Consider the following 15,465-nt stretch of genomic DNA (forward strand, 5'->3'; position numbering starts at 1 on the left):
GAACTGGGGAAGCCATGCAGCAACAACATGACCGGGGCCGACGGAGCACCGGCCTCACGGTAGAACATGCGTACGCCGTCGACATCAACGTGACGGTAATGGATGACGGGGGCTGGAGTGGTCATGAGGTCTGTACCTTAGTAACTGGAGTGGATTTATTTACGGGTTACCGTTTTTAAAAACTGCGCCTGAATAGGTAACCTGTCAAACGTTTTATTCAGGTTATAAAATCATTTTCTGTAACTACCCTTCAGAAGAAATACAGGTTACGATCCGCAGACGCTCAAGAGGATCAGACATGACCAACCACGTACTTCTGGAACCCTACGTCCTCGCCGATGACCCGGTACTGGACATGCTCAATACCCGCGCCAATGTCGACGGTGAGCCCTTTGAGTTCTGGCAGGCCGACGCCGATGTCGAGCGCTGGCTGGTGCGCTTGGGCTGGGTGGAAGAGGGCGAGGTGCCGGCGTTTGACGCGGGGGCTTTACTGGCGACGGCCAGGACGCTGCGGGAAGTGATTCGAGTGTTGCTTGAGGCACGCAAGGCGGGCGAGCAGGCCGACCCCGCCGCGCTCAATGGTTTTTTGCGCAAGGCGGTCAGTCATCCGCAGCTCAACTGGCCGGCGCCGGGTGAAGTGCACCTGGTGCGTCAACGCAAACGGCAGACGCCGGAGCAGTTTCTTTCACCGATTGCCGAAGCGGCTGCCGCCTTGCTGGTGGACGCAGATTTCAACTTGATCCGCACCTGCGAGCATCCCGACTGCGTGTTGTGGTTCTACGACCGTACCAAGGCGCATAAGCGTCGTTGGTGCAGCATGGCGTTGTGTGGCAACCGTCATAAAGTCGCCGAGTTTCGCAAGCGCAAGCTGGGTTAGGCCTCGCTTTCACGCGCCAGCAATTGCTGCTTGCGCTCCACGCCCCAGCGGTAGCCGGAGAGCTCGCCATTACTGCGTACTACGCGGTGACAGGGGATTGCCACCGCGATGCTGTTTGCACCACAGGCCTGGGCCACGGCGCGGAAGGACTTTGGCGCGCCGATGCGCTCAGCGATCTGCGCGTAGCTGGCTGTGCTCCCCGGAGGAATCTCACGCAAGGCTTGCCACACCCGCTCCTGAAACGCCGTGCCGCGCAGGTCCAGCGGCAGGTCCAGACCGAGCGCGGGCGCTTCGATAAACCCCACGACCTGTGCGACCAACTGTTCGAAGCGCGGGTCGGCGCCGACCAGCTCGGCCTTGGGAAACTGATCCTGCAGGTCGCGCACCAGTTGGTCCGGGTCATCCCCCAGCAGAATCGCGCACACGCCACGGGCGCTTTGTGCCACCAGGATCGCACCCAGCGAGCACTGCCCGACGGCAAACAGAATCGCGTTGTTAGTGCCACCGGCCTTGTAATCACTGGGCGTCATGCCGAGCAATTGATTGGCCGACTCATAAAAACGGCTGTTGGAATTGAAACCTGCGTCATACAGCGCATCCGTCACCGAGTGCGAGCCCTTGAGGCCATCGCGTACTTTGCGTGAGCGATGGGCACTGGCGTAGCCCTTGGGGGTCAGGCCGGTGATGGCTTTGAACACGCGATGGAAATGGAAGGGGCTCAGCTTGGCGTGCGTGGCCAGCGTGTTCAGGCTGGGCGGGGTGTCGGCCTGTTCGATATGGCGGCAGGCGTTGGCCACCAGTTGCGCATGGTGCGCCGCAAGCTGGGTCTGGTCCCCGGCCGCGCGCTTGCTGGCGCGATAACCCGCAGCTTCGGCCTGTGCCGGGGTGTCGAAGAATTCGATATTTTCCGGGCGCGGCAAGCGTGAAGCGCTGCTGGGGCGGCAGTACACGCCGGTGGTCTTCACGCCGTAGACGAACAGCGCATCGGCCTTGGGGTCGCGGGCGAGAATGGCTGCCCAGCGCGGATCTTGTTCGATACTCATGGTCGGCACTCTTGACGGTTCCTGGCCAGATTAGTCGTGCCGTGAACCCATGGCACTCTGAAGCTTGCGGTCAAATCAGCCGGCGGTGCGAAAGGTCAGGTTGATGCGTTGCGGCCCCATGACCGGGTGCACGCCGTCCTTGATCGGCATCACACCGTGAAAACGCAGGCGGTCCACACCGCCCCAGACCACCACGTCGCCATGGAACAGCGAGACTTTCTGAGCCTTGGCACTGCGCTCATGCCCGCCAAACAGAAAAATCGCCGGTAACCCCAGCGACACCGACACCACCGGTTCGCTGTAGCGGCGCTCGTTCTTGTCCTGGTGCAGGGACATCTTTGCACCCGGTACATAACGGTTGATCAGGCAGGCGTCGGGGGCAAAGTCGACAAAGCCGGCGTCTGCCGCCGCCAGCACAGCCAATTGCCGCAAGGTGTCCGGCATGTGCGGCCAGGGCTGCTGGGTACGCGGGTCGAGTGGTGAGTAGCGGTAACCGGAAGTGTCGGTGGTCCAGCCCAGGTCGCCGCAGCTGCTTAATGCGGCCGACATAGTGAAGCCACCGGGTGTGACCATTTGCCGGAACGGTGATTGAGCCAGCACCTGCCGTAACTCCGGCAGAAGGCGCTCAATCCAGGGCAGGGCGTAGCCCCTGAGCACGTAGGACTGTTCGCCAATTTGTTCGCGCCCAGCGGGTTGCTGCAAGGCGTCATCGGCGAACAGGTCTGCGGTGGGGCCGGGCATCGGCTTACAGTGCCTTGCTCACATTGATGTCGGTGATTTCATCACTGGCATCGTGAATCTTCGCCAGGGCTTGCTTGGCTTCTTCGACGCTGTTGGTCTGCAGTTGAGCGAACTCAAAGCGGCGTTCGCCGTTGAGCTTGTACTTGATCACGTATTTGGTGGTGGCAGTCACGGCTATTTCCTTTAAATGGCGGATCAGCTCAGCTTGGAGCTGGTACGACGCACAATGCGGATCTTGTGGGACAGCGCGGGTTTGCGGGTCACGCTGATGGCGCGGCGCGTGACGACGTCCAGGGTGATGTTCCAGAACCCGGTGCTCGGCGCGGTGATTTTGGCTGGGAATTTGTCAAATGCGCCACCGTGGTAAGTGTGGCGGCCGCCGTTCTTGAAGCTGCGAAAATTCGCATCGCTCATCAGACGAATATTACAAGTCTGCGAGCATTCGATGACAACAATGTCTCCCTCGTTGAGGTGCTCGCGCTGGTGGATGAATTTCATTGGGGGCGTCTCCAGAAGGGCTTTTTCTGAAAAATCAGAACGATACGTAGGTTAAGATGGAGTTTATCAGCCCCAGCGCGTTTATTATCGGCCCGTCTTCAACGACGTCGACAATTTAAAACAGTTATTTACCGAGTTATCAGGGATAAATCCTACGTGGGCGGGAGAAAAATACCATCCCCGCTGTCGTAGGGTCTTTATCGGAGGTTTTATATGAAGTGGAGTGTGTTGGTTCTGGCCCTGGCGATTGGTGGGTGTGCTTCGGTTGCAGATATCAAGCAGACCCCGCCGACCTTGGCGGTCATTTCCGGGAAGAAACCTCAGGAATACGCCGCGTGTGTGGTACAGAAACTGTCGGCGACCCGCCGGCCGCCGCAGATCGAACCGCATAAGGACGGTGGCGTGCAGGTGATCGTACCGCAGAAGTTTTCAGCCGACCCTTCGGCGATTTTTGAAATTGATGAACGTTCCAGCGGTAGCAGCATTAAGCTCTACGAGAGCATGTCCAATGTGCCGATCCGTCCGGGTGACGTGAAAAAGGCTGGCGAAGAGTGCATTTCCGGCTGATACAGCGCGCTTCACCCGCGACTCGAATCCGATAAAAGAGCCTGGCCCCGCACGCGTGGGGCCGGGCTTTTTTCATGACACGTTTTGAGTGTTGTCGCGACGGGCTCATTCCCCTACCATTTGTAGGCTTATGCCATAAACGCCTAAGCTTATAACTATAAAATGGAGGGGTGATGATGTCTCTGGGACGAGTGCTGATGGGCAGTACGCTGATGTTGCTGTTGGGCAACGCTCACGCGCTGGAGGGGAAGAAGATCTTTGCCGAGGGCGGCTCGCAACCGGGCGCCATGCCCTGCGTCGCCTGCCATGGTGCCGATGGCGCGGGGCTTGCCGCAGCGGGTTTCCCCAGGCTTGCGGGGCTGCCGGCGGCGTATGTGCGTAAACAGCTGGAGGACTTCAAGCACGGCAGTCGCGTCAATCCGGTGATGCAGCCGCTGGCGAACGCCCTCACCGACGCTGAAGTCGAAGCCGTCAGCGAGGCACTGGCGGCGATGCCGGCCTTTGTCCCCGAACCGATCCAGCGCAGCGAGATGCCCCTCGGTGCTGCGCAAAAGCTTGCACAGCAGGGCGCGTGGGAGCGACAGATTCCGCCATGCGCCAGTTGCCATGGCCCCGCCGGTACGGGGGTAGGCGACGCGTTTCCACCGCTGGTGGGCCAGCCCGCAGCCTACCTGGCCGCCCAGTTGACGGCGTGGCAAAACGGAACTCGTCACAATGACCCGAATGACTTGATGGGCCACATCGCCAAATCCCTCACGCCGGAGGAAGTACAGGGCGTGGCCGAGTATTTCGCGTCGCTTAAACAGGAGGCCAAGCCATGAGCCCGTTTATGTATGGCTTGGCGCTGGCGGCGTACGGTCTGTCGTCAGCGTATGCCGCCACGATTGCCATGGAAGATCAGTCGCAGTTGCCGCCATCCGCCAGCCACGCGGCGGTCGCTCAATTCCAACCGCCTCAAGAGCGCGAGCTGCCTGACAACGCCTACGGCAAGCTGGTCAAGCAAGGCTACGCGCTGTTCGTGGATACCAAGCGCCTGGCGCCGACATTTGTCGGTAACGGTCTCAATTGCAGCAATTGCCATCTGGATCAGGGCCGGTTGGCCCATTCGGCGCCGCTGTGGGCGGCCTACCCGATGTACCCGGCCTATCGAAAGAAGAATGACAAGGTCAATACCTTTGCCGAGCGGTTGCAGGGTTGTTTCCAGTTCAGCATGAACGGTGGCACCCCGCCGGCTGCTGATAGCCCCGAAATTACCGCACTCTCCGTGTATGCCTACTGGCTGGCGAGCAAAGCACCTTTGGGCGTGGAGTTACCGGGCCGTGGTTACCCGGACGTGGTCCAGCCGGCCAAGGGTTATGACCTGTCCCAAGGTGGGCAGGTGTACAAAGAGCAATGCGCCGTCTGCCACGGTGCCGAGGGGCAGGGCCAGAAAGTGGGTGACAGCTACGTGATGCCACCGCTCTGGGGTAAGGATTCCTACAATTGGGGCGCGGGGATGCACCGTATCAATACGGCGGCGTCTTTCATCAAGCACAACATGCCGCTGGGCAAGGGTGGCAGCCTGAGTGATCAGCAAGCCTGGGATGTGGCCGCCTACATCAACAGCCGCGAACGGCCGCAGGATCCGCGACTGGTGGAGGGTTCCGTGGAGAAAACCAGGGTTAAATTCCATGCCAATGACGGGATCAATCTTTACGGCCAAACCGTAGAAGGCGTGCTGATTGGGCAGGGCATCCGTTAAACTCTCGGTCAATCAATGCAAAAATGCCGCGCAAACTCTCGGTTTGTGCGGCATTTGTCTTTTTAGGGAAGTCTTTCATGAAGCGTGAACACGTCAGGGCGCGCCAGGCCGAAGGCCAGATATCGGCCACTCACATCATCCAGAACCCAGCCGACCTGGGGGAGTGGATCGTTTTCTTCAAGAAAAGCGGCGGCCGCAGTTTTTTCCTGGTGGACGATCAGGATGAAGTCGAGTCTTTCCCGCGTCTGGATGAGCTGGTGGAGACTATCCGTGGCCTGGGAATCAAGTTTGCCGATATTCAGCTGTAGGCGTAACGCTTACTTGCAGACCACCACCACGCTGCGGCTTTTGAAGTTGCCCACGTCCTGGCCAAGGGTCTTTTCACTTTCCTTGAGCGAGGGTGTGCCTTCGGTGCCGACGATACGGTAGCCGGTGCCCGCACACGAAGCGTCAGCCTTTTCGTAGCAACTGGCCCAGGAATTGGCTTCGCCCGAGCAGTCGATGGTCAGGCCTTGTTCGCCGTTTTTCAGGAAGACGTCGGAAGTGGTGGTGCACCCGGCCAGGGTCAGTACCGCGGTCAGTGCCAGAATCTTGTTCATATAGGTTCATCATCGAGGGTGTTGGAGGGGCGCTGACACTGTCGTGGGGCGTTCCGGCGAGATTATAGCGAACTGCCATCTACGTACAGACAAACACAAAAAAGCCCCGTTCATCGGGGCTTTTTTCGCAGGGCGTTGACGCTTACTTGCCCTTGGGCCGTTTGCTCGATGCGTGGCCCGCTTCATCCACAAACACTTCGGCTACGGCAATAGCCTGGCTTTCGCTCGCGAATGCGCCAGCGACGCTGTCGCCGTGGAAGTTGATCAGGTGCCAGCCGTCCGCTCGCTTGGTGATCAGGTAGCCGTTCACGCCTTTTGGTTCTGACATCTATCAAGTATCTCGTGGTCTGGTTCAAGGGCGTAATGATAGCGCCAAATGTCGCGGGGCCGCGCAAGTTATTCTCGGTCAGTGTTCTGAGCCTGAAAGCATGCTAAAAAGGTTGTAGCCCTCTGAAAACACGAGGTGCAGGCATTTTTTGCCGTGCCGGTGAAAATTCCCTCAACAACGTGAGCGGAACTTACGCCGACATTTTTTCTCTATGATGACATCGCAACGCCAGCAGGACCCATTGTAAGGTGACTGCGGCCTGATTAGACTGCGCCGAATTCCGTACGCACAGCCCTTTGTAAGGACTCATATGATCAAGAAATGCTTGTTCCCAGCAGCCGGTTACGGCACTCGCTTCTTGCCAGCGACCAAGGCCATGCCCAAAGAGATGCTGCCGGTGGTGAACAAGCCACTGATTCAGTACGGCGTCGAAGAGGCACTGGATGCCGGCCTGAACGAAATCTCCATCGTGACCGGTCGTGGTAAGCGCGCACTGGAAGACCACTTTGACATCAGCTACGAGCTGGAAAACCAGATCAAGGGTACCGACAAGGAAAAATACCTGGTCGGTATCCGCAAACTGCTCGACGAGTGCTCGTTCTCCTACACCCGTCAGACTCAGATGAAAGGCCTTGGCCACGCCATCCTCACCGGCCGTCCACTGATCGGCGACGAGCCGTTCGCCGTGGTACTGGCGGACGACCTGTGTGTGAACCTGGAAGGCGACGGTGTGCTGACCCAGATGGTCAAGCTCTACCAGAAATACCGTTGCACCATCGTTGCAGTGATGGAAGTGAACCCGACCGAAACCAACAAGTACGGCGTTATAGCCGGTGACGACATTGGCGATGGCCTGATTCGCGTACGTGACATGGTTGAAAAACCAGCACCGGAAGACGCGCCTTCGAACCTGGCGATCATCGGTCGTTACATCCTGACCCCGGATATCTTCAAGCTGATCGAAGAAACCGAGCCAGGCAAAGGCGGCGAGATCCAGATCACCGACGCCCTGCTCAAGCAAGCCAAAGACGGTTGCGTGATTGCCTACAAGTTCAAGGGCCAGCGTTTCGACTGCGGCGGCGCTGAAGGCTACATCGAAGCGACCAACTTCTGCTACGAGCACTTCTACAAGACTGGCAAGGCTTACTGATTCACGGTAAACGTCGCCTGCTCTGAAAAAGCCACCTTCGGGTGGCTTTTTCGTTTTTCAGCCCCATCTAAGTCGGTATGCTGATGTCCTGCCGAGGAGAGTGAAATGGCCTACGATTTTGACCTGTATGTAATTGGCGCCGGTTCCGGCGGTGTTCGCGCGGCGCGCTTTGCCGCAGGCTTTGGCGCCAAAGTGGCAGTGGCGGAAAGCCGCTACCTGGGTGGCACCTGCGTGAACGTCGGCTGCGTGCCGAAAAAGCTGCTGGTGTACGGCGCACATTTTGCCGAAGATTTCGAACAGGCCAGCGGGTTTGGCTGGTCTCTGGGCGAAGCGAACTTTGATTGGGCGACCCTGATCGCCAACAAGGATCGTGAGATCAACCGTCTCAATGGCATCTACCGCAACCTGCTGGTGAACAGCGGCGTAACCCTGCATGAAGGGCATGCGCGCCTGGTTGATCCGCACCAGGTCGAGATCAACGGCGAACGTTTCACCGCCAAGCACATTCTGATCGCTACCGGCGGCTGGCCGCAGATTCCGGAGATTCCGGGACGTGAACACGCCATTGGCTCCAATGAAGCGTTCTTCCTCAAGGCGTTGCCCAAGCGCGTGCTGGTCGTCGGTGGGGGTTACATTGCCGTCGAGTTCGCGGGGATCTTCCATGGCCTGGGTGCCCAGACAACCCTGCTGTATCGCGGCGACCTGTTCCTGCGCGGCTTCGACGGTGCGGTGCGCACGCACCTGAAGGAAGAGCTGACCAAACGCGGCCTGGACCTGCAGTTCAATGCCGATATCGAACGCATCGACAAGCAGGCCGACGGCAGCCTCAAGGCGACGTTGAAAGACGGCCGCGTGCTGGAAGCCGACTGTGTGTTCTACGCCACCGGGCGTCGTCCGATGCTGGACAACCTGGGGCTGGAGAACACTGGCGTCAAACTCGACAAGCGCGGCTTCGTTGAGGTGGATGACCAGTACCAGACCGCCGAGGCATCGATCCTGGCCATCGGCGACGTGATCGGTCGTGTGCAACTGACACCGGTTGCCCTGGCTGAAGGCATGGCCGTGGCGCGTCGTCTGTTCAAGCCTGAACAGTATCGCCCGGTGGATTACGCGATGATCCCGACGGCGGTGTTCAGCCTGCCGAACATCGGCACCGTGGGCCTGACCGAAGAAGAAGCGAAAGAGCAGGGCCACCAGGTACAGATCTTTGAAAGCCGTTTCCGGCCGATGAAGCTGACCCTGACCGAGTGCCAGGAAAAGACCCTGATGAAGCTGGTCGTCGACGCCGACACCGACAAAGTGCTGGGTTGCCACATGGTCGGCCCGGACGCGGGTGAGATCGTGCAAGGCCTGGCGATCGCGCTCAAGGCCGGCGCGACCAAGCGGCATTTCGATGAAACCATCGGCGTGCACCCTACGGCGGCGGAAGAGTTCGTCACCCTGCGCACGCCTGTGGCGGGCTGATCAGGCGTTGGGGGTTGCCTCTGGCGCCGCCGCAACGGTGGCTGCCAGGCGCAACGCCTCGATACTTGCCTGGGCCTTGATCAGCTCCAGTTCCAAGGTCTTGTTGGTGTGCTGGTGTGCGGTCAGCGCTTCCTGGCGTGACTGGCTCTCCAGCACTGCTACCCGCAGGCGTTCCTGAAGCAGGGTGCGTTCGTTATCAATCAGGCTGACCTGTTCGCTTAGCTTGAGCTGTTGGGCCTGATCCTTGCGGGATTGCTCTTGCAGCGCCGTCAATTCCTTCGCCGTCACCCGATGCTCGATCAACAGTCGCTCATTGTCGCGATGCAGTTGGGTGATTTCATCCTGACGCACCATGGCGCTCTGCTGTGCCTGGCGCAGCTCGGCCTGTACCTGCTGCAATTGGCCTTCGTGGCGGCGCTGTTCCTGTTCGCGCTGTTCCTTGATCGCATTGCGGTAATGCTCCAGGGCGTCGCGGGCATGCAGGTGCTTTTCTTCCAGCGAACGAATCTGTTCGTCCTTGTCGTTGATCCGTAACTCGTAATCACTGCACGCCTGGTTAAGTCCGGCGTTACGGGTTTGTTCGGTCTGCAGGCTGGTAGTGGCGGTTTGCAGGGCGGCGCTTTCTTCTGCCAGGGCAGCGGCCTGGATATCGAGTTGTTGCTGGAGTTGGCTTTGGGCGGCTTCCAGCGCCTCTACTTGGGCGAGCAGGGCGGTCTTTTGTTGCTCGAACTGTGCCAAGGCCAAGTCGATTGGCTCCTGGGCTTTCTCTTTCAGGCGTTGAGCCAGTCGCGCCACCAGTTCGCCAAGCTCGTCGTCGATCGGTGCTTCGGTGATGGTGACGCGGGTTTCGCTCTCATCCAACTCCTTCAAATAGCGATGAATCGTGGTTTTCGAGCCTGTGTTGCCCATCTCGATGCGTACAGCGTCGATGCTGGGGTTCTCGCCGCGGGCGAGGATCGCCAGGCGTGCCGTTTGAACTACTGCTTTATTGATGCCGCCGCGAGCCATGGGGTCTCCGTCGATTTCGTATTGTGGTACATGGTATGTATATACATACTATATCACGAATAAAAACCTGTTGAAATTCATCAATTAACAGATGGGATATTGGCGTATTATCCCGTGTCATGCGCATTTAACCGGCACATACAGCTGCCAGCAGTACACAAAGGCCTCCCATGAGCGATCTGGACCGTTACCTCAACGCCGCCACCCGCGATAACACCCGCCGCAGTTATCGCGCAGCGATCGAGCACTTCGAAGTGAGTTGGGGCGGGTTCCTGCCGGCGACCAGCGATAGCGTGGCGCGCTATCTGGTCGCGTACGCGGGGGTATTGGCGGTGAATACCTTGAAGTTGCGGCTCTCGGCCTTGGCGCAGTGGCATACAAGCCAGGGTTTTCCCGACCCGACTAAAGCGCCGGTGGTGCGCAAGGTCTTAAAGGGCATCCGCGCCGTGCACCCGGCGCAGGAGAAGCAAGCCGAGCCTTTGCAGCTCAAGCATCTGGAGCAGGTGGTGGCGTCTCTTGAGGTTGAGGCGACAGCGGCAACGCAGGCGCAGGATCAGCCTCGATTGCTGCGCGCCAAGCGCGACACGGCGCTGATCCTGCTGGGTTTCTGGCGCGGCTTCCGTAGCGATGAGCTGTGCCGCCTCGACATCGAACATGTGCAGGCGACGCCCGGCGCCGGGATCAGCCTGTATCTGCCGCGCAGCAAAAGCGACCGCGACAACCTCGGCAAGACCTACCACACCCCGGCACTGTTGCGGTTGTGTCCGGTGCAGGCCTACAGCGAATGGCTCAGCGCCTCGGCCCTGGTACGCGGCCCGGTGTTTCGCGGCATCGATCGCTGGGGCAACCTGGGGGAGGAGGGCTTGCACCCCAACAGTGTGATCCCGCTGCTACGCCAGGCGCTGGAGCGCGCCGGCATCCCTGCCGAGCAATACACCAGCCACTCATTGCGCCGTGGCTTTGCGACTTGGGCGCATCGCAGTGGCTGGGATTTGAAGTCGTTGATGAGTTACGTCGGCTGGAGCGACATGAAATCCGCCATGCGCTATGTTGAATCCACGCCCTTTATTGGCATGACCTTGGCGACCCAGCCGCTGCTTTGAGATTTCTTCTATTAATACAGTCACCTGATAGGGAAAACCAATCGTCAGCATCAGGTTTGCCAATGAGCCATCCGCCGAGAGAGTGGGTAGGATTCACTTCATCAACTTCTTCACCCCTTTTACAAACCTGACGGAGAGTCAACGATGCCTATCATCAACAGCCAAGTAAAACCGTTCAAAGCGACCGCCTACAAAAACGGCAACTTCGTAGATGTGTCCGACGCCGACCTGAAAGGCAAGTGGTCCGTTGTGTTCTTCTACCCAGCCGACTTCACCTTCGTTTGCCCAACCGAGCTGGAAGACCTGGCTGACAACTACGCCGAATTCCAGAAGCTGGGCGTCGAAATCTACAGCGTGTCCACCGACACTCATTTTGCCCACGCTGCCTGGCACAACACTTCGCCAGCCATCGGCAAAATCCAGTACACCATGATCGGCGACCCAACCCTGACCATCTCCCGCAACTTCGACGTATTGATCGAAGAAGCTGGCCTGGCAGACCGCGGCACTTTCGTGATCAACCCAGAAGGTCAGATCAAGATCGTTGAGCTGAACGACGGCGGTGTTGGCCGTGACGCTTCCGAGCTGCTGCGCAAAATCAAGGCTGCCCAGTACGTCGCTGCCCACCCAGGCGAAGTGTGCCCAGCCAAGTGGAAAGAAGGCGAAGCCACCCTGGCTCCGTCCCTGGACCTGGTCGGCAAGATCTAAGTCTGTGAAGTCTCAAGGGCGGGAATCCGCACTTAAGTAAGCTGCATCCGCCCTCAAAACGCCCGGGCGAGATTCGCTCGGGCGTTTTTTTGTCTGCAATAAACCGAATGAACAGGAAATCGCCCGTATGTTGGACGCCAATCTTAAAGCTCAGTTGAAGTCATACCTGGAACGGGTCACCCAGCCGATCGAGATCGTCGCCTCCCTCGACGACGGCGCGAAATCCCAGGAAATGCTTGCCCTTTTGCAGGATGTTGTCAGCCTCACTACGCTGATTACCCTGAAAACCGATGGTGATAATGCGCGCAAGCCTTCGTTCTCCATCAACCGCCCGGGTGCCGATATCAGCCTGCGTTTTGCCGGCATCCCCATGGGCCATGAATTCACTTCGCTGGTGTTGGCCCTGCTGCAAGTCGGTGGCCACCCGTCGAAGGCCAGTGTCGAAGTGATTGAACAGATCCGCGCCCTTAAAGGCGAGTTCAGCTTCGAGACGTACTTCTCGCTGTCCTGCCAGAACTGCCCGGACGTGGTCCAGGCGCTGAACCTGATGGCCGTGCTCAACCCGAACATCCGCCACGTCGCCATCGACGGCGCGCTGTTCCAGGCAGAAGTCGACGAACGCCAGATCATGGCAGTGCCCAGCGTTTACCTGAACGGTGTGAACTTCGGCCAGGGCCGCATGGGCCTGGAAGAAATCCTCGCCAAGCTCGACACCAGCGGCATTGAAAAAGCCGCCGAAAAAATCAGCGCCAAAGACGCCTTTGATGTACTCGTCGTCGGCGGTGGCCCAGCCGGTTCGGCGGCGGCGATCTACGCCGCACGTAAAGGCATTCGTACCGGCGTCGCTGCCGAGCGCTTTGGTGGTCAAGTGCTGGACACCATGTCCATCGAGAACTTCATCTCGGTACAGGAAACCGAAGGCCCGAAACTGGCCAGCGCCCTGGAAGCCCACGTACGCCAGTACGACGTGGACATCATGAACCTGCAGCGCGCCAGTAGCCTGATCCCGGCGAAAAACGCCGGTGACCTGCACGAAATTCGTTTCGAAAGCGGTGCGACCCTCAAGTCCAAAACCGTGATCCTCGCCACCGGTGCCCGCTGGCGCGAAATGGGGGTGCCGGGTGAGCAGGAATACAAAGCCAAGGGCGTGTGCTTCTGCCCCCACTGCGACGGTCCGTTGTTCAAGGGCAAGCGTGTGGCGGTGATCGGCGGCGGTAACTCCGGCGTTGAAGCGGCCATCGACCTGGCCGGTATCGTCAGCCACGTCACCTTGCTTGAGTTCGACAGTAAATTGCGCGCCGACGCCGTGTTGCAGCGCAAGCTCTACAGCCTGCCGAACGTTGACGTGATCACCAGCGCGCTGACCAGTGAAGTCAAAGGTGATGGCCAGAAAGTTACCGGCCTGGCCTACAAGGATCGCGACAGCGGCGAGTTCAAGACCATCGACCTGGAAGGGATCTTTGTGCAGATCGGTTTGCTGCCCAACACCGACTGGCTCAAAGGCACCGTGGAACTGACCCCTCGCGGCGAGATCATTGTCGATGCGCGTGGCGAAACGTCACTGCCCGGTGTATTCGCTGCCGGTGACGTAACAACGGTGCCGTACAAGCAGATCGTGATTGCGGTGGGCGAGGGCGCCAAGGCTTCCTTGAGTGCGTTCGACCATTTGATCCGCACCTCCGCTCCGGCGTAATACCGAGCCCGGAAATGAAAAACCCCATGAGCGATCATGGGGTTTTTTCGTTACAGCGGTGCGGGCTGGATAATCTCGACCCAGTAGGCATCCGGGTCCTTGATGAACGCCAGGCTCTTCATGCGGCCATCGCTCAGGCGCTTCTGGAAATCGCAGCCCAGGGCTTCGAAACGTTCACAGGCCGCGACAATATCCGGCACCGAGATGCAGATATGGCCAAAGCCACGGGGGTCGGTATTACCGTTGTGGTAGGCGAAGTCGGCGTCGTTTTCGGTGCCGTGGTTGTGGGTCAGTTCCAGGATGCCCGGGATCGACTTCATCCACTGGGTGCGCTCGGCGGCGTCGGCCGGGATCTGGGATTTGTCCACCAGGGCCAGGAAATACAGGCTGAATTCGGCTTCCGGGAAGTCACGCTTTTCAACCAGGGAAAAGCCCAGGACGCGCGTGTAGAAGTCCAGCGACTTAGTGATGTCCTTGACCCGCAGCATGGTGTGGTTGAACACGAAGTTGGCGGTGGCTGTGTCAGGTTGGGCAGTGACGCCCGGGAAAGTGTTCAGTTCGTGCAGGCTCATGGGCCCTCCAGAAAAAATGGGGCAAACGCGGCTCTAAGACGTGAGCGGTTCCTTGGCTTGCGGCTGGCATCCGTGCAGCCGGGCCATGATACGCAAGGCGCGCGCCCGGCGCCAAATGAAAAAGCCCACGCAGGCCTTGCGACCCATGGGCCTGGGGCTCAAACTTTGGCGCTTGAACCTTGGGTGTTTTTTGTCATGATCGAACCTCGTAAACCGCTGTTGAGTGCTGTGTGTTTGCTGTTGGCCAGCCCCTTCGTCATGGCGGCCGACCCTGAAATTCATTGGCCCAGCGGCTGGCAAGTCGAAGAAGTCGTGGCGGATGGAGAGGCGCCGGCCACACCACGGCCCGTGTCCCGGCAGCGCGCGATCAAGAATGATGAAAATGGCGCGACCTTGATGGTCATCGAACTGACCGGCACGCCCATTGAGCCGGGCCATAAGGTTAATCTCCCAGGTGTATTGCTGGAGATGCGCAAGTCCATCCAGAAAGATTTTGCCCAGGGGGGTTATCAAAGTGTGTGCAGCAAGATGCACCCTACAACCTTGAGTCGCCTTGAAGCACTGGAAACTACTTGTGTGATTACCGAAAACGGCCGTCACGTGCTTTCACAAACATTGGTGGGTGCGGTCGATACCGATAACGCCTATGTTTTTTCATACGCCGGGCAGGCGGACGCGTATGAAACCAGCAAGGACGAAGTCAGTTCGGTGCGCGATAGCCTGAAACTTTAAGTGTGTAATGCCCGTGGGTTCTGAACATGATGAAACGTTATTTAAGTTCGGTTTCGAACCATTGAAATGAAAAAGAAATGAAAAAGCCCCGCCTAGGCGGGGCTCTTTGTTAGTGCAGTGCAATCAGCCGCGAAGCCAGGAGTCTACAGTGGCGGCGCCGTACTGTTCTTTCCAGGCCTTGAGGCCGCGATGGTTGCCACCTTTGGTTTCGATCAGTTCACCAGTGTGCGGGTTCTGGTAAACCTTGACCACGCGAGCGCGGCGCTGTTTTGGTGCGGCAACGGCAGCAGCACTGGTCTTGCCCGGGTTTGGATCAAGGATGGAAATGATGTCGCGCAGGCCTTTGCCATAGGTCTTCATCAGGGCTTGAAGCTTTTCTTCGAATTCGATTTCTTTCTTCAGGCCGGCGTCGTTCTTCAGGGATTCCAGCTGGGCAAGCTGTTCTTGAAGGGCTTTTTCTGCTGCGCGAAATTCGGCGAGTCTGGACAAAATCTGTACTCCAATAGTGTATTTGGCTGATATCAACTGCAGACAAAGCTATAAGCCAAGCGCTTTAAGGCGACTCAAGAAAGAAGTCGTCCCGCGAGTTCTGCACAGGCAGGAAAAATTGTAGTAGTTAATCCGCTACGAGTAAATCATGT

Annotated in this window: 21 protein-coding genes; 11 read left to right on the forward strand and 10 right to left on the reverse strand. The window is 58.7% G+C overall.

Annotated elements, in window-relative coordinates; genetic code table 11:
- A partial coding sequence (locus tag AO064_RS31100) for an alpha/beta fold hydrolase (protein ID WP_425262138.1) occupies window positions 1–125 on the reverse strand: 125 nt, incomplete at its 3' end.
- 173 nt (window positions 126–298) lie between these two features.
- Here AO064_RS31100 and AO064_RS00540 point away from each other — a divergent pair.
- Complete coding sequence (locus tag AO064_RS00540) at window positions 299–877, forward strand: CGNR zinc finger domain-containing protein (RefSeq protein ID WP_064052076.1); 579 nt, start codon at window positions 299–301, stop codon at window positions 875–877.
- On the opposite strand, the gene ada is transcribed toward AO064_RS00540, so the two are convergent.
- The 4 genes from ada to AO064_RS00555 all read right to left on the reverse strand — a co-directional run bounded on the left by ada (window position 874) and on the right by AO064_RS00555 (window position 3,159).
- Window positions 874–1,920 carry a bifunctional DNA-binding transcriptional regulator/O6-methylguanine-DNA methyltransferase Ada gene (gene ada / locus AO064_RS00545; protein ID WP_064052077.1) on the reverse strand — a complete coding sequence of 349 codons (1,047 nt, stop codon included), beginning with the start codon at window positions 1,918–1,920 and terminating at the stop codon, window positions 874–876. The genes AO064_RS00540 and ada overlap by 4 nt on opposite strands.
- Window positions 1,921–1,995: 75 nt before the next feature.
- Complete coding sequence (gene alkB / locus AO064_RS00550) at window positions 1,996–2,661, reverse strand: DNA oxidative demethylase AlkB (protein WP_012724159.1); 666 nt, start codon at window positions 2,659–2,661, stop codon at window positions 1,996–1,998.
- A 4-nt stretch (window positions 2,662–2,665) separates the two neighbouring features.
- Window positions 2,666–2,833, reverse strand: a complete 168-nt coding sequence (locus tag AO064_RS30860; protein ID WP_012724160.1) for a hypothetical protein — start codon at window positions 2,831–2,833, stop codon at window positions 2,666–2,668.
- 23 nt (window positions 2,834–2,856) lie between these two features.
- Window positions 2,857–3,159, reverse strand: coding sequence for a DUF1883 domain-containing protein (locus AO064_RS00555; RefSeq protein WP_003191319.1), 303 nt, complete (start codon window positions 3,157–3,159; stop codon window positions 2,857–2,859).
- A gap of 213 nt (window positions 3,160–3,372) precedes the next feature.
- Between AO064_RS00555 and AO064_RS00560 the strand changes: the two genes are divergently transcribed.
- From AO064_RS00560 to AO064_RS00575, 4 genes are all read left to right on the forward strand, one after another.
- The gene (locus AO064_RS00560) at window positions 3,373–3,726 is read left to right on the forward strand and encodes a hypothetical protein (RefSeq protein ID WP_012724161.1); all 354 of its coding nucleotides are present in this window, start codon (window positions 3,373–3,375) and stop codon (window positions 3,724–3,726) included.
- Window positions 3,727–3,899: 173 nt separating this feature from the next.
- Window positions 3,900–4,547 (forward strand): c-type cytochrome, encoded by a 648-nt coding sequence (locus AO064_RS00565; RefSeq protein WP_064052078.1) that lies wholly within the window; start codon window positions 3,900–3,902, stop codon window positions 4,545–4,547.
- Window positions 4,544–5,467: a c-type cytochrome gene (locus tag AO064_RS00570; RefSeq protein WP_064052079.1), complete on the forward strand. Its 924-nt coding sequence runs from the start codon at window positions 4,544–4,546 to the stop codon at window positions 5,465–5,467. Before AO064_RS00565 ends, AO064_RS00570 begins: the two co-directional genes overlap by 4 nt.
- Window positions 5,468–5,544: 77 nt before the next feature.
- The gene (locus tag AO064_RS00575) at window positions 5,545–5,775 is read left to right on the forward strand and encodes a hypothetical protein (protein ID WP_012724164.1); all 231 of its coding nucleotides are present in this window, start codon (window positions 5,545–5,547) and stop codon (window positions 5,773–5,775) included.
- Between the two features lie 9 nt (window positions 5,776–5,784).
- On the opposite strand, the gene AO064_RS00580 is transcribed toward AO064_RS00575, so the two are convergent.
- Entirely contained in the window at window positions 5,785–6,066 is a 282-nt protein-coding gene (locus AO064_RS00580; RefSeq protein ID WP_012724165.1) for a YgdI/YgdR family lipoprotein, read from the reverse strand.
- Between the two features lie 142 nt (window positions 6,067–6,208).
- Window positions 6,209–6,394: a hypothetical protein gene (locus AO064_RS00585; RefSeq protein ID WP_012724166.1), complete on the reverse strand. Its 186-nt coding sequence runs from the start codon at window positions 6,392–6,394 to the stop codon at window positions 6,209–6,211.
- Window positions 6,395–6,704: 310 nt separating this feature from the next.
- Between AO064_RS00585 and galU the strand changes: the two genes are divergently transcribed.
- Together galU and gorA are read left to right on the forward strand one after the other, a co-directional pair.
- Window positions 6,705–7,544 (forward strand): UTP--glucose-1-phosphate uridylyltransferase GalU, encoded by an 840-nt coding sequence (galU, locus tag AO064_RS00590; RefSeq protein ID WP_003173830.1) that lies wholly within the window; start codon window positions 6,705–6,707, stop codon window positions 7,542–7,544.
- Between the two features lie 105 nt (window positions 7,545–7,649).
- On the forward strand, window positions 7,650–9,008 hold the full coding sequence (gene gorA / locus AO064_RS00595) for a glutathione-disulfide reductase (RefSeq protein WP_064052080.1): 1,359 nt from the start codon (window positions 7,650–7,652) through the stop codon (window positions 9,006–9,008).
- On the opposite strand, the gene AO064_RS00600 is transcribed toward gorA, so the two are convergent.
- Entirely contained in the window at window positions 9,009–10,016 is a 1,008-nt protein-coding gene (locus AO064_RS00600; RefSeq protein WP_064052081.1) for a DNA-binding protein, read from the reverse strand.
- Window positions 10,017–10,186: 170 nt separating this feature from the next.
- Here AO064_RS00600 and AO064_RS00605 point away from each other — a divergent pair, with 170 nt between their 5' ends.
- The 3 genes from AO064_RS00605 to ahpF all read left to right on the forward strand — a co-directional run bounded on the left by AO064_RS00605 (window position 10,187) and on the right by ahpF (window position 13,520).
- Window positions 10,187–11,119, forward strand: coding sequence for a site-specific integrase (locus tag AO064_RS00605; RefSeq protein WP_064052082.1), 933 nt, complete (start codon window positions 10,187–10,189; stop codon window positions 11,117–11,119).
- Window positions 11,120–11,263: 144 nt separating this feature from the next.
- On the forward strand, window positions 11,264–11,827 hold the full coding sequence (gene ahpC, locus AO064_RS00610) for an alkyl hydroperoxide reductase subunit C (protein WP_010210361.1): 564 nt from the start codon (window positions 11,264–11,266) through the stop codon (window positions 11,825–11,827).
- A 127-nt stretch (window positions 11,828–11,954) separates the two neighbouring features.
- Complete coding sequence (gene ahpF, locus AO064_RS00615) at window positions 11,955–13,520, forward strand: alkyl hydroperoxide reductase subunit F (RefSeq protein ID WP_064052083.1); 1,566 nt, start codon at window positions 11,955–11,957, stop codon at window positions 13,518–13,520.
- A 50-nt stretch (window positions 13,521–13,570) separates the two neighbouring features.
- Here the strand turns inward: ahpF and gloA are convergent, their stop codons facing one another.
- Window positions 13,571–14,092 carry a lactoylglutathione lyase gene (gloA, locus tag AO064_RS00620; RefSeq protein ID WP_012724171.1) on the reverse strand — a complete coding sequence of 174 codons (522 nt, stop codon included), beginning with the start codon at window positions 14,090–14,092 and terminating at the stop codon, window positions 13,571–13,573.
- A 195-nt stretch (window positions 14,093–14,287) separates the two neighbouring features.
- Between gloA and AO064_RS00625 the strand changes: the two genes are divergently transcribed.
- The gene (locus AO064_RS00625; protein WP_064052094.1) at window positions 14,288–14,824 is read left to right on the forward strand and encodes a DUF4946 domain-containing protein; all 537 of its coding nucleotides are present in this window, start codon (window positions 14,288–14,290) and stop codon (window positions 14,822–14,824) included.
- A gap of 123 nt (window positions 14,825–14,947) precedes the next feature.
- Here AO064_RS00625 and AO064_RS00630 read toward each other — a convergent pair whose 3' ends face one another.
- The gene (locus AO064_RS00630) at window positions 14,948–15,313 is read right to left on the reverse strand and encodes a histone-like nucleoid-structuring protein, MvaT/MvaU family (RefSeq protein ID WP_064052084.1); all 366 of its coding nucleotides are present in this window, start codon (window positions 15,311–15,313) and stop codon (window positions 14,948–14,950) included.
- Between the last annotated feature and the right edge of the window lie 152 nt (window positions 15,314–15,465).

This window comes from Pseudomonas marginalis (genome assembly GCF_001645105.1).
GTDB classification, from domain to species: domain Bacteria; phylum Pseudomonadota; class Gammaproteobacteria; order Pseudomonadales; family Pseudomonadaceae; genus Aquipseudomonas; species Aquipseudomonas petroselini.